This is a genomic window from Blastococcus sp. SYSU DS0669 (assembly GCF_054050895.1).
Map to the genome: position 1 here is coordinate 45,521 of NZ_JBJHAE010000017.1, position 13,098 is coordinate 58,618.

The 13,098-nt window shown below is 74.8% G+C and carries 12 protein-coding genes; 7 read left to right on the plus strand and 5 right to left on the minus strand.

Annotation, left to right across the window (positions count from 1 at the left end; all coding sequences use genetic code 11):
• Nucleotides 1–97: 97 nt before the first annotated feature.
• From ACI792_RS15895 to cysD, 5 genes are all read left to right on the plus strand, one after another.
• Entirely contained in the window at nt 98–826 is a 729-nt protein-coding gene (locus ACI792_RS15895; RefSeq protein ID WP_456603444.1) for a response regulator transcription factor, read from the plus strand.
• Nucleotides 823–2,301, plus strand: a complete 1,479-nt coding sequence (locus tag ACI792_RS15900; protein ID WP_456603445.1) for a sensor histidine kinase — start codon at nt 823–825, stop codon at nt 2,299–2,301. The genes ACI792_RS15895 and ACI792_RS15900 overlap by 4 nt, the downstream gene beginning before the upstream one ends.
• 22 nt (nt 2,302–2,323) lie before the next feature.
• Nucleotides 2,324–3,046, plus strand: coding sequence for a PaaI family thioesterase (locus ACI792_RS15905; RefSeq protein ID WP_456603446.1), 723 nt, complete (start codon nt 2,324–2,326; stop codon nt 3,044–3,046).
• Entirely contained in the window at nt 3,037–3,786 is a 750-nt protein-coding gene (locus ACI792_RS15910) for an inositol monophosphatase family protein (protein WP_456603447.1), read from the plus strand. The genes ACI792_RS15905 and ACI792_RS15910 overlap by 10 nt, the downstream gene beginning before the upstream one ends.
• 82 nt (nt 3,787–3,868) lie before the next feature.
• Nucleotides 3,869–4,777 (plus strand): sulfate adenylyltransferase subunit CysD, encoded by a 909-nt coding sequence (cysD, locus tag ACI792_RS15915; protein ID WP_456603448.1) that lies wholly within the window; start codon nt 3,869–3,871, stop codon nt 4,775–4,777.
• On the opposite strand, the gene ACI792_RS15920 is transcribed toward cysD, so the two are convergent.
• Nucleotides 4,768–4,986, minus strand: coding sequence for a hypothetical protein (locus tag ACI792_RS15920; protein WP_456603449.1), 219 nt, complete (start codon nt 4,984–4,986; stop codon nt 4,768–4,770). The genes cysD and ACI792_RS15920 overlap by 10 nt on opposite strands.
• Nucleotides 4,987–5,054: 68 nt before the next feature.
• On the opposite strand from ACI792_RS15920, the gene ACI792_RS15925 reads away from it, so the two are divergent.
• The gene (locus tag ACI792_RS15925) at nt 5,055–6,377 is read left to right on the plus strand and encodes a sulfate adenylyltransferase subunit 1 (RefSeq protein ID WP_456603450.1); all 1,323 of its coding nucleotides are present in this window, start codon (nt 5,055–5,057) and stop codon (nt 6,375–6,377) included.
• 88 nt (nt 6,378–6,465) lie between these two features.
• Here ACI792_RS15925 and ACI792_RS15930 read toward each other — a convergent pair whose 3' ends face one another.
• The 3 genes from ACI792_RS15930 to ACI792_RS15940 all read right to left on the minus strand — a co-directional run bounded on the left by ACI792_RS15930 (nt 6,466) and on the right by ACI792_RS15940 (nt 8,497).
• Nucleotides 6,466–7,782 (minus strand): cytochrome P450, encoded by a 1,317-nt coding sequence (locus ACI792_RS15930; protein ID WP_456603451.1) that lies wholly within the window; start codon nt 7,780–7,782, stop codon nt 6,466–6,468.
• A gap of 85 nt (nt 7,783–7,867) precedes the next feature.
• Nucleotides 7,868–8,032 carry a hypothetical protein gene (locus tag ACI792_RS15935; RefSeq protein WP_456579812.1) on the minus strand — a complete coding sequence of 55 codons (165 nt, stop codon included), beginning with the start codon at nt 8,030–8,032 and terminating at the stop codon, nt 7,868–7,870.
• Between the two features lie 75 nt (nt 8,033–8,107).
• Nucleotides 8,108–8,497: an ATP-binding protein gene (locus ACI792_RS15940; RefSeq protein ID WP_456603452.1), complete on the minus strand. Its 390-nt coding sequence runs from the start codon at nt 8,495–8,497 to the stop codon at nt 8,108–8,110.
• A 209-nt stretch (nt 8,498–8,706) separates the two neighbouring features.
• Here ACI792_RS15940 and ACI792_RS15945 point away from each other — a divergent pair, with 209 nt between their 5' ends.
• Complete coding sequence (locus ACI792_RS15945; protein WP_456603453.1) at nt 8,707–9,069, plus strand: hypothetical protein; 363 nt, start codon at nt 8,707–8,709, stop codon at nt 9,067–9,069.
• Here ACI792_RS15945 and hrpA read toward each other — a convergent pair.
• Nucleotides 9,066–13,028 carry an ATP-dependent RNA helicase HrpA gene (hrpA, locus tag ACI792_RS15950; RefSeq protein WP_456603454.1) on the minus strand — a complete coding sequence of 1,321 codons (3,963 nt, stop codon included), beginning with the start codon at nt 13,026–13,028 and terminating at the stop codon, nt 9,066–9,068. The two genes, ACI792_RS15945 and hrpA, sit on opposite strands and share 4 nt — an antisense overlap.
• Nucleotides 13,029–13,098: the final 70 nt, after the last annotated feature.

Below are 13,098 nucleotides of genomic sequence, written 5' to 3' on the forward strand. Positions count from 1 at the left end.
TCCCAGCCGGTTCACAGGTAGCGTCCAGAACCACCGCAGCCGCCGCGCCCAGCCTGGGGTCATGTCAACCGCACCGGCGCACGCCCCCGGAGGATCGATGTCCGGCACCCAGCCCAGCGGGCGCACCGCTCCGGAGGCCCGCCTGCTGGTGGTGGACGACGAGCCGAACATCCGCGAGCTGCTGTCGGCCAGCCTCCGGTACGCGGGCTTCGAGGTGGCCACCGCCGCGGACGGCCAGCAGGCCCTGGCCATGGCCGCCTCGTTCCGCCCCGACCTGCTGGTCCTCGACGTGATGATGCCGGGGCTGGACGGCTTCGGCGTCGTCCGCCGGCTCCGGGAGACCGGCCGCCACACGCCCGTGCTGTTCCTCACCGCCCGCGACGCCGCGGAGGACAAGGTCTCCGGGTTGACCCTGGGCGGCGACGACTACGTGACCAAGCCGTTCAGCCTGGACGAGGTCGTCGCCCGCATCCGGGCCGTGCTGCGCCGCACCGCCGGCGTGCAGCGGGCGGCCGAGGCGCCGCGGCTGACCTTCGCCGACATCGAGCTCGACGAGGAGAGCCACGAGGTCATCAAGGCCGGCGAGGTCATCAGCCTCTCCCCCACCGAGTTCAAGCTGCTGCGCTACCTGATGGCCAACGCCGGGCGGGTGCTGTCCAAGGCGCAGATCCTCGACCACGTCTGGAACTACGACTTCAACGGCGAGGCCAACGTCGTGGAGTCCTACATCTCCTACCTGCGCCGCAAGATCGACACGACCGAGCCCCGGCTGCTGCACACGATCCGGGGCGTGGGCTACACCCTCCGGCTGCCGCGCGGCACGTGACCCCTCCGGCCACGCCCACCGTCCGCGGCCCTCGGGTTCCGCTGCGGGTCACCCTCGTCGCGCTCCTCGTCGCGCTCCTGAGCGTGGCCCTCCTGGTCACCGGCATCGCGACCACGTCCCTGCTGCGGGACTACCTCGTCGACCAGCAGGACGACGCCCTGCGCACGGCGGTCAACCAGACCGATCCCAAGGTGTTCCAGGCGTGCCTGGACGGTGAGTACCAGGCCGGTCCGCGGGCCGCGTACTTCGGGTGCCTGGCCCCCGAGGCGGACGAGGTCGTCGATCTCCAGGGGCCGCCCGAGGAGCGCGGCCTCCCGGAGATCGACGCCGAGGACGTGACCGGCGGAGACATGTCGCGGCATCCCGTGACGGTCCGCGCGGACGACGGCACCAAGTGGCGGGTGATGACCGGGCAGCTGCCCGGCGGCTACACCCTGGTGGTGGGCACCGACCTCGAGGGGGACGAGCGGGCCATCGCCCGGCTGGTCCGCATCGAACTGGTCGTCGGGCTGGCGCTGCTGGTGCTCCTCGGGGCCACGGGGTACGTGCTGGTGAGCAACAGCCTCCGGCCGTTGACCCAGGTCGAGCGGACGGCGCAGGCCATCGCGGCCGGCGACCTCTCCCAGCGCGTGCCGGCCGGGGACCAGCGCACCGAGGTCGGCCGGCTGGCCGCCGCGCTCAACGTGATGCTGGCCCGCATCGAGAGCGCCTTCCGCGCCCAGCAGGCGTCGGAGGAGCAGGCGCGCGGCTCCGAGCACCGGATGCGCCGCTTCGTCGCCGACGCCAGCCACGAGCTGCGCACGCCGCTGACCTCCATCCGCGGCTTCGCCGAGCTGTACCGGCAGGGCGCCGCCCGGTCGGAGGAGGACGTCGCCCGGCTCATGCAGCGGATCGAGGCCGAGGGCGGCCGGATGGGGCTCCTGGTCGAGGACCTGCTGCTGCTCGCCCGCATGGACCAGCAGCGGCCGCTCTCCGTGGCACCCGTCGACCTCGCCGCGATCGCCGGGGACGCGGTGCACGACGCGCGCGCCGTCCAGCCCGACCGGCCGATCAGCCTGCACCTGGACGAGTCGCTCACCGACGTGCCCGTCGTGCTCGGCGACGAGAGCCGGCTGCGCCAGGTGGTCGGCAACCTGGTCACGAACGCGCTCACGCACACGCCGCCGTCCGCCCGGGTGCTGGTCTCCGTGGCCGAGGCCCCCGACGACCCGGACGTGCTTCTGCTGCGGGTCGCCGACGAGGGGCCGGGCATGGCGCAGGCCGACGCCGAGCGCGCGTTCGAGCGGTTCTACCGGGCCGACGCCTCCCGCACCCGCGCCGCCGGCGGCACCGGTCTCGGGCTGTCCATCGTCGCCTCCCTGGCCGCCGCCCACGGCGGGTCGGCGTCGCTGGAGACCGCGCCGGGCCGAGGGCTGGCGGTCACCGTGCGCCTTCCCCGGAGCGGCCCCCCCGGGGGTGGCGCGCCGGCCGCCTGAGCCGGCTTGCGACCATCCCCCGGTGACGACGAACGACGGCGCCCCGGAGTCCGGGGCCCCCTACGACGCCGAGCTCATGGCAGCCTCCACCGAGCTCGGCGCGGCGCTGCGCGAGCTGATCGAGGCCTCGGTGGTCACGACGGCGCCGGCGGCGGAGGTGGCCGCGGCCGCCGAGCAGGTCCGCCGGGCCACCGCGGCGATCGGCGCCTCGCGGCGCCCCGCGGCCCAGCTCCCGGCGCTGGACGACCCGTCGGTGGGCCGCCGCGTGTTCAACCCGGTCGTCGGCATCGGCAACGCCCTGGCGCCGCCGCTGGTGGTGCGCCGGGAGGAGGGCGGCGTGGTCGCCGAGGTCACCCTGGGCGTCGCCTACGAGGGCCCGCCCAGCTACGTGCACGGCGGGATGAGCGCCCTGTTCATGGACCAGCTGCTCGGCAGCGCGGCCGGCGCGGCGGGCCTCTGGGGGATGACCGCGCACCTGGAGCTGGACTACCGCGGCCCGCTGCCGCTGGAGACCCCGCTGGTGATGCGGGCGCGCGTCGAGTCCAACGAGGGGCGCAAGTCGGTCATCGTCGGCACGATCGCGCTGGCGTCCGATCCCGACCGCCCGCTGGTCGAGGCCCGCGGCATCTTCGTCATGCCACGGCCGGAGAAGGCCAAGGCCTACTTCGGCACCATCACCGACGCCGCGGGCCGGCACACGCCGCCCCGCCGGCCCGGTGACGCCACCTCGGTGCAGTGGAGCTGACGCCCGGCGGCGACGCCGCCGTCGCCGTCGCCGCCGCACGGGCCGCCGCCGCCGTGCTCCTGCCCCTGCGGACCGGCGGCCTGGAGGGGCGCGCGCTGGGCGACGCCGGTGACGCCGCCGCGCAGGGGGCGATCCTCGCGGTGCTCAGCGACGCCCGCCCCGGTGACGCCGTCTTCAGCGAGGAGGCGGTGGACGACGCCGCCCGGCTGACCGCCGATCGCGTCTGGATCGTCGACCCGCTCGACGGCACCCGCGAGTACTCCGACCCGGCCCGCAGCGACTGGGCGGTGCACGTCGCGCTCTGGGCCGGGGGCGAGCTCGTCGCCGCCGCCGTCGCCCTTCCGGCGCTGGGCGAGGTGCACGCAACCGACCCGGCTCCCGCGCTGCCGTCCCGCCCGGAGGGCCGGGTCCGCATCGCCGTCAGCCGCACCCGGCCCCCGGCCGAGGCGCAGGCCGTGGCCGACGCGCTCGGCGGCGAGCTGGTGCCGATGGGGTCGGCGGGCTACAAGGCGCTCGCGGTCGTCCGCGGGGAGGTCGACGCCTACGTCCACGGCGGCGGCATGTACCAGTGGGACTCCGCGGCGCCGGTCGCCGTGGCCCGCGCCGCCGGGCTGGTGACCTGCCGGCTGGACGGCTCGCCGCTGGTCTACAACGGAGCCGACCCCGCGCTGCCGGACCTGGTGGTGGCCCGGCCGGAGTCGGCCCGCGAGGTCCTGGCTGCGGTCGCCGCGGCCCGATAGCGGACACTGGCGGGGAATCCGCACCGAACCGATCGGGTTGCGCTGGTCGCCGGCCCGATCCCTACCCGTGGAGCATGCACGCGTGACGACGCCCGACTACCGGCTCAGCCAGCTGGAGACGCTGGAGGCCGAGTCCATCCACGTCATCCGTGAGGTGGTGGCCGAGCTCGAGCGGCCGGTGCTGCTCTTCTCCGGCGGCAAGGACTCCATCGTGATGCTGGAGCTGGCCCGCAAGGCGTTCGCGCCGGCCCGCATCCCGTTCCCCGTCATGCACGTGGACACCGGGCTGAACTTCCCCGAGGTGCTCGCCTTCCGCGACAAGCGGGTCGCGGAGCTCGACGTGCAGCTCGTGGTCGCCTCCGTGCCCGACGCCATCGCCGCGGGCACGGTCAAGGAGGAGCCCAACGGCTCCCGCAACCGCATCCAGACGCCGGTGCTGCTCGACGCGGTCGAGGAGCACGGTTTCACCGCGCTGTTCGGCGGCGCCCGGCGCGACGAGGACAAGGCGCGGGCCAAGGAGCGGGTCTTCTCCTTCCGCGACGAGTTCGGCCAGTGGGACCCCAAGAACCAGCGGCCCGAGCTCTGGGACCTCTACAACGGCCGCATCCACCTCGGTGAGTCGATCCGGGTGTTCCCGCTGTCGAACTGGACCGAGCTGGACATCTGGCAGTACATCCTGCGCGAGGAGATCGGCATCCCGGAGCTGTACCTGGCGCAGGAGCGGGACGTCGTCGAGCGCCAGGGGATGCTCTACGCGGTCAACGAGTTCATCCGGCCGCGCGAGGGCGAGCAGGTGCAGCGCCGGAGCGTCCGCTACCGCACGGTCGGTGACGCCAACCTGACCGCCGCCGTCCCCTCCACCGCCACCACGGTCGAGGAGGTCATCGCCGAGATCGCGGTGACCCGCATGACCGAGCGCGGCGCGACCCGCGGGGACGACAAGGTCAGCGACGCCGCGATGGAGGACCGCAAGAAGGAGGGCTACTTCTGATGGCCCTCCCTCGCGCGGCGGCGGCGCAGCGCCAGCAGCACCCGCAGCACGACGGCGAGCAGCAGCAGCCCCGTCACCCAGCCGGTCACCTCCGGCGTCCCGCCCGGCCGGGCGTCCAGCAGCCCGCACACCCAGTCCGCCACGGCGAAGCCGACGACGTAGCCCGCGACCACGACGAGCAGGCCCGGTACGGCGAGCAACACGAACACCCGCTGCCTCCCCGGTCGACGCACACCAGCGTCCGCCACGCCGCCGCCCTGCGCCAGGAGACCGCCCGATGACCGCTGCCCACCCCGACGCCCCGATCGACGTGCACTCGGCCGCCGCGGAGGCGGCCGCGGAGATCGCCACCGCGCGCAAGGACATCCTGCGCATCGCCACGGCCGGTTCGGTGGACGACGGCAAGAGCACGCTGATCGGCCGCCTGCTGTACGACAGCAAGGCCGTCTTCGAGGACCAGTACGAGGCGGTGGAGCGGGCCAGCAAGGGCGACTACGTCGACCTCGCGCTGCTCACCGACGGGCTGCGGGCCGAGCGCGAGCAGGGCATCACCATCGACGTCGCCTACCGGTACTTCGCGACCCCCCGGCGCACCTTCATCCTGGCCGACACGCCCGGCCACGTGCAGTACACGCGGAACATGGTCACCGGCGCCTCCACGGCCGACCTGGCGATCGTGCTGGTCGACGCCCGCAAGGGCATGCTGGAGCAGAGCCGGCGGCACGCCTTCCTCGCCTCGCTGCTGCGGGTGCCGCACCTGGTGGTCGCCGTCAACAAGATGGACCTCGTCGACTGGTCGGAGGAGGTCTACGAGGCGATCCGCGACGAGTTCACCTCGTTCGCCGCGAAGCTCGACGTCCCCGACCTGACCGTGGTGCCGATCTCGGCGCTGCACGGCGACAACGTCGTCCGCCGTTCGGAGAACACGCCCTGGTACCAGGGCTCGTCGCTGCTGCACCACCTCGAGCACGTCCACGTCGCCAGCGACCGCAACCTGGTCGACGTCCGGTTCCCGGTGCAGTACGTGATCCGCCCGCAGTCCGACGCGCACCACGACTACCGCGGCTACGCCGGGACGGTCGCCAGCGGTGTGCTGCGGCCCGGCGACGAGGTGCAGGTGCTGCCCAGCGGCCTCACGACGACGATCTCCGCCATCGACGGGCCGCGCGGCCCCGTCGACGAGGCCTTCGCGCCGATGTCGGTGACCGTCCGGCTCACCGACGACCTCGACGTCTCCCGCGGCGACCTGATCTGCCGGCCCGCGAACGCCCCGCACGTGACGCAGGACCTGGACGCGATGGTCTGCTGGATGACCGACGAGCCGCTGCGCCCCCGGCAGCGGCTGGCCGTCAAGCACACGACCCGGTCGGTGCGGGCGGTGGTCAAGGAGCTGCAGTACCGGCTGGACGTGAACACGCTGCACCGCGAGCAGGACGCCACCGAGCTCGGCCTGAACGACATCGGCCGGGTGCGGCTGCGGACCACGCAGCCGCTGTTCGTCGACCAGTACTCCCGCAACCGGGTGACCGGGCGCTTCATCCTCGTCGACGAGGCGACCAACGCGACCGTCGGCGCCGGGATGCTGGTCCCCGGCAGCTGAGGGAGGACCACCCTGCCCCCGACGCCTCGCACGCCCGGCGTGGGCCCCTGGAGGGTGGCCGATGGGGGTCCTGCCTCACCCGAGGGGGTCAGCGGAGCGTGACGGGGAGCGTCGCGAAGCCGCGCAGCGTCTGCAGGTCGCGGCGCACCGGGCGGCCCGCCACGCGCAGGCCCGGGAAGCGCTCGCCCAGCGCCTGGAGGCCCACCACGCCCTCCAGCCGGGCCAACCCGGCGCCCAGGCAGTAGTGGATGCCCCCGGAGAAGGCCAGGTGCTCGCGGGCGTTGGCGCGGGTGACGTCGAAGCGAGCCGGCTCGGGGAAGACGTCGGGGTCGCGGTTGGCCGCCCCCAGCAGCAGCGTCACCCGGGTGCCGGCGGCCACCCGCCGCCCGGCGAGCTCGACGTCCGCCCGCGCGCTGCGCCCGGTCAGCTGGACGGGGCTGTCCAGCCGCAGCACCTCCTCGACGGCGCCGTCCCACCCCGCCGCCCCGCCGCGGAGGGCGTCCCACTGGTCGCGGTGCGCGTCGAGCAGCACCACGGCGTTGCCGAGCAGGTTGACCGTCGTCTCGAAGCCCGCGCCCAGCAGCAGGAGCACCGTGGCGTGCAGCTCCCGGTCGCTCAACGCCTCGTCGGGCGCCAGCGTGACCAGCCGGCTCACCAGGTCGTCGGCGGGCTCCCGGCGCAGCCGGGCGAAGTGCTCGCCGAGGAAGCGGTGCATCGCGCGCAGCGCCCGCTCCGCGGCCAGGAAGCGGCCCAGCGGAAGGCCCGGGTCCAGGGTCGCGGCGGCCGCGGCGCCCCAGCGGAGGAAGTCGTCGCGGCGTGCGGCGGGCACGCCCAGGAGCTCGGCGATGACGAGCACGGGCAGCTGCGCGGCGTAGGCCTCGACGAGGTCGACGACGCCGTCGCGGCCCTCGAGGTCGTCCAGCAGCCGGTCGGCGGTGCGCCGGACCGCCGGCTCGAACGCCGCCGTCGCCCGAGGGGTGAAGGCGCGGCTGACCAGCCGGCGGAAGCGGGTGTGGTCGGGCGGGTCCACGACCAGCATGGACGGCGGCTCCGCCACCCCTGCCGCGGAGGGGTCGTCCCCGAACTCCAGCGCCCAGCGCAGGACCCGCGGCGCGGCCGAGCGGTCCCAGCCGACGCCGAAGCGGTCGCTGCGCAGCACCTCCTGGGCGACCGGGTGGGAGGTCGTGACCAGCCCCAGGCTGCTGCCCGCGAGCGGCCCGCGGGCGCGCAGCTCCTCGTACAAGTCGTAGGGCTGCTCGCGGAGGACCGGATCGCGCATCAGCCGGCCGACGGCGTCACCACGGCGGGCGCTGCGGGACAGGTAGACGGCGGGGAGGGCGTGCCGGACGGCCCAGCGGGCCGCGGTGCGGGCGGGCCGGGCCAACTGCTCCGCTGCGGCGCTCATCACCGCAGTCTGCCAACGCGGGGCCGGGCACGGCACCGCCCCCGACCCGGGAGCGGGGCGGGGGCGGTGCGCGGGCTCGGGGCGGTCAGGCCTCGTCGCTGGGGGCGGGCGCGGCGCCCGGGTCGCCGTCCCAGTCCTTGCCCGCGACGTCGGCGTTCTCCGACGCGCTGTCGGTCTGGCCCGCCACGGTCTCGACCATCTCCTCGTCGGAGACGCCCTCACCGGCGGCGTGGGTGTTCGGCTCGCTCATCGCGCAGTCCCTTCCTTCGGCTGGCTTCCTCCTCGCCGGTCCCCGATCGGGCACCGCGGCAAACCAGCCGGTGGGTCACGGCCCGGGTGGACGAAGCTCGAACCACACCCGCTTTCCGTCGCGGTGGTCCTCGCACCCCCACCGGTCGGCGAGCAGCTCGATCATGAGCATCCCGCGGCCCCGGGGCCGGTCCGCGGAGAGCTGCTGCACCGCCGGCCGGGCCGGCGAGCAGTCGACGACGGCCAGGCGGAGCCAGTCATCGGAGAGGGTCGCCTCCACCGTGAGGCATGCGCTGCCGCCCACGTGGTCGACCACGTTGGCCACCAGCTCGGTCACCAGCAGGGCGGCGTCCTCGTGGTCCTGGCGGGCGCTCCAGGACCACAGCAGCTCGCGCACCAGCCGGCGGGCCGCCGGGACGCTGGCGGCGACCGGGGGGAGGTCGAGGCTGGCGCTGAGCGTGGACACGGGGTGCGGTTCCGATCTGCCGGCGGGCGGGGAGGCGGCCTGGTCGCCCGGTACCGGTGTCATCGGCGGACCGGAGCAGGAACTCGACTGGTTGTGCACAACATGACACGTCGGGGGGTCGGGCGCAACCCCCCTTGCCCCCCTGCCGGTTGTGCACTACTCATCGGGCTACAGTGTCACCCGTCCCCCCACCCCCGTGAGGAGCAGCGATGAGCAGCCCGCGCGGAACGCCGGACGAGCCGGCCGCGGAGGCGCTGCAGCGCCTCATCGCCTGCATCGACTCCTCCCTCGCCGAACTGGAGCACGCCCGCACCCGGGCCGACCTGCTGCTGAGCGAGCGCCGGGCCGGCCGGCCGTGGCTGGAGCTGGTGACCGAGGAGTCCGGCCCGCTCGTGGTCGAGAGCGTCTCGACGGTGCTCGCCTCGCTCGCCACGGCCGGCCACGCGTTCCGGCGGGAGGAGGCGGCGGCCCTGCAGCGCGAGCAGGTGAGCATCAACCGGATCGCCGCACTCTTCGGCGTCACCCGGCAGCGCATCTCGGCGCTGCTGAAGGAGGACGGGACGGGGAGCTAGACCCCGATCGCGTCGATCGCCTTGTAGATGCGCTGCTCGGACACCGGGCGGGGCGTGCCGACCTTCTGGGCGAACAGCTGCACCCGCAGCTCCTCGAGCATCCAGCGCACCCGGGTGACCGGGTCGTCGGGCGCCCCGGTCGGGGGCACCTGCCGCCGCAGCTGGTCGTACTCCGCCGTCACCGCCGCCACCTGCTGCATCCACAGCTCGTCGCGGACCGCGTTGGCCGGCAGCTTCTCCAGCCGGTGCGCCATCGCGGTGAGGTAGCGGACGAGGTCGGGCAGCCGCCGTCGCCCCGTCGCCGCGACGAAGCCGCGGTGCAGGAGCCCGGTCATCTGCCGCCGCAGGTCGGCCACGGCCGCATCGGGCACCCGCCGGGCGGGCGCGGAGCCGATCGCGCCCGCGACCTCGCGCGCCCGGGTCAGCACCGCCTCGACCCGGCGGACGGTCTCGGCGGTCAGCGGGTGGAGCTGCTGCTTCGCCGTCGCCACCAGCGCGGCGAAGACCTCCGGGTCCCGCGGCGGCCCGCCGACGGCGGCGATCAGCTCGTCGGCGGCGGCGTCCACGCAGTCGGCCACCAGGTCGGGGATCTCGCCGTCCGGGTTGAACTGCAGGGCCAGCCGGGTGGCCGGCCCCAGCCCCTTGACCACCTGCTTCACCGGTGAGCCGGCGACGAGGACCAGCAGCCGGCGGGCACCGCGCCAGGTCAGCCGCTGCGCCTCGGCCTCGGTCGGGACGACGCGGACGCCGACCGTCTCGCCCTCGTCGACCAGCGCCGGGAAGGCGGTGACGACGTGGTCGCCGCGGCGCACCTCCACCGTGCGGGGCAGCTCGCCGAACTCCCAGGATCTGCAGCCGGTGCGCTCCAGCTCCGAGGCAGCCCGCGCCAGGCTGGCCCGGGCCTGCGGGGCCACCTGCGCCTTGAGCGCGGCGAGGTCCTTGCCCGTGGCGAGGGGCCGGTGCTGGTCGTCGAGCACCCGGAAGGTGGCGCGCAGGTGGTCGGGCACCTGGTCGGGCTGCCACGCGTCCGGCGGGACGACCACGCCCGCGGCCCGGCGCAGCTCGCGCTCGAGCGCCGGCAGCAGCGGCTCGCCCGGGTCGATGCCCGGCAGCACCGCCCGCACCCGGTCGGGGATCGGCACCAGCGCCCGGCGCAGCTGCTTGGGCAGGGTGCGCAGCAGCGCCGTCACCAGCTCCTCGCGCAGCCCGGGGACGGTGAAGGCCAGGGACTCGCCCGACGTCCGCTGCGCCACCGAGTCGAGCACGCCCAGGGGCACGTCGACGGTCACGCCGTCCTCGGTGCTGCCGGGGGCGAACGCGTACGACAGGGGCAGCGTCAGGCCGCTGCCCGTCCCGCCCCCCGCCCCGGCATCCAGCCGCACCTCGTCGGGGAAGTCCTCCGGGCGCACCTGCGCCGCCGCGGCCGCGTTGGTGAGCATCTCCGGCGTGAAGGTCAGCAGGTCGGGCTGCTCGTGCCGCGCCCGCTTCCACCAGCGGTCGAAGTGCCGGGTGGAGACGACGTCGGCGGGGATCCGCCCGTCGTACAGCTCGAACAGCGTCTCGTCGTCGACGCCGATGTCGCGGCGGCGGGCCCGCTCCTCGAGCTCGGCGACCCGCTCGATGGCGCGCTGGTTCTCCGCCCAGAACCCGTGGTGGGTGGTCCACTCCCCCTGCACCAGGGCGTGCCGGATGAACAGCTCGCGGGAGACCACCGGATCGATGGAGCCGTACTGCACGCGCCGGCCGACCACCAGCGGCAGCCCGTAGAGGGTGACCCGCTCGGTGGCGACGACGGAGCCGCGCTTGGCGTCCCACCGCGGTTCGGAGTACTGGCGCTTGACCAGGTGGTCGGCCAGCCGCTCGACCACCTCGGGGTCGATGCGGGCGACCGTGCGGGCGAACAGCCGGCTGGTCTCGACCAGCTCGGCGGCCACCACCCAGCGCGGCGGCTTCTTCGCCAGCGGTGTACCCGGGGCGAGGACGAAGCGGGTGTTCCGGGTGCCCACGTACTCCCGGCCCGGCCGCCCTGGCTTGCCGTCCCGCTGCTTGACCGGCTCCGCCTGCATGCCGATCTGCGACAGCAACCCCGACAGCAGCGCGGCGTGGATGCCCTTCTCGTCGGGCTCGGCCGCCGGCTCACCGACCGTCATGCCCAGGCGACGGGCGGTGCCGCGGAGCTGGCCGTGCAGGTCCTGCCACTCGCGGATGCGCAGGTAGTGCAGGAACTCCCGCTTCACCGTGCGCCGGAACTGGTTGCCGCTCAGCGCTGCCTGCTGCTCGCCGAGGTAGCGCCAGAGGTTGAGCAGCGCCAGGAAGTCGGAGTTCTCGTCGGCGAAGCGGCGGTGCAGCTCGTCGGCGGCCTGCTGGTGCTCGGTGGGCCGCTCGCGCGGGTCCTGGATCGTCAACCCGGCGGCGATCACCAGCACCTCGTCGAGGACCCCGCGCTCGTCGGCCTCCACCACCATGCGGGCCATGCGCGGGTCCAGCGGGAGGGCGGCCAGGGAGCGGCCGGTGCCGGCGAGCTTCCCGTGCTCGTCGAGGGCGTGCAGCTCCTCGAGCAGCGCCAGGCCGTCGGCGACGGCGCGCCGGTCCGGCGGGTCGACGAACGGGAAGTCCTCGACGGCCCCGAGGTCGAGCGCCGCCATCTGCAGCAGGACCGACGCCAGGTTGGTGCGCAGGATCTCCGGGTCGGTGAACTCGGGGCGGGACTCGAAGTCGGCCTCCGTGTAGAGCCGGATCGCGATGCCCGGCCCGAGGCGCCCGCAGCGGCCGGAGCGCTGGCGGGCCGAGGCCTGGCTCACCGGCTCGATCGGCAGCCGCTGCACCTTGGTGCGATGGCTGTACCGGGAGATGCGCGCGGTCCCGGGGTCGATGACGTAGCGGATCCCCGGCACGGTCAGCGAGGTCTCGGCCACGTTCGTGGCCAGCACGATCCGCCGCCCGGTGTGCGGGGCGAAGACCTTGTGCTGGTCGGCGGCCGACAGGCGCGAGTAGAGCGGGACGATCTCGGTGCCCGGCAGCGCGCGGTCGGCGAGCGCGTCCTGGGTGTCGCGGATCTCCCGCTCGCCGGCGAGGAAGACGAGGATGTCGCCGGGCCCCTCGGCCACCAGCTCGTCGACGGCGTCCAAGATCGCGGTGACCTGGTCGCGGTCCTCGTCCGCGTCCGGGTCGTCCGGGTCGACGATCGGCCGGTACCGGACCTCCACCGGGTAGGTGCGGCCGCTGACCTCCACGACCGGCGCGCCCCTGAAGTGGGCCGCCACCCGCTCGACGTCGATCGTCGCCGAGGTGATGACCAGCTTCAGGTCGGGCCGGCGCGGCAGGATCTGCGCGAGGTAGCCCAGCAGGAAGTCGATGTTGAGGCTCCGCTCGTGGGCCTCGTCGATGATGATCGTGTCGTACTGGCGCAGCAGCCGGTCGCGCCCGATCTCGGCCAGCAGGACGCCGTCGGTCATGAGCTTGACCAGCGTCGAGTCCGACACCTGGTCGTTGAAGCGCATCGTGAAGCCGACGGCCTCGCCCAGCGGCGTCGCCAGCTCCTCCGCGATCCGCTCGGCCACGCTGCGTGCGGCGATCCGGCGGGGCTGGGTGTGCCCGATCCGGCCCCGCACGCCCCGGCCCAGCTCGAGGGCGATCTTGGGCAGCTGGGTCGTCTTGCCCGACCCGGTCTCGCCCGCGACCACCACCACCTGCGCGTCGCGGAGCGCGGCCGCGATGTCCTCGCGGCGGGCGCTGACCGGCAGGTCCTCCGGGTAGGAGATCGCCGGCACGGCGGCCCGGCGCCGCGCCATCCGCTCCTCCGCCGCCGCGACGTCGGTCGCGAGGCGCTCGCGCTGCTGCTCGCGGGCGCGGGCGTCCTTCGTCCGGCGCAGCCCGTCGAGCCGGCGACGCAGCCGGTGCTCGTCGGCGAGGGTGAGCTGCGACAGCCGCGACCGCAGGTCCTCGTGCAGGGCGGTCACGGCGGTTCTCGCGCTCCTCTCCGGTCCGGTGACGTCACCGCCGACGGGTGACCCCTTCCAGCATCGCACC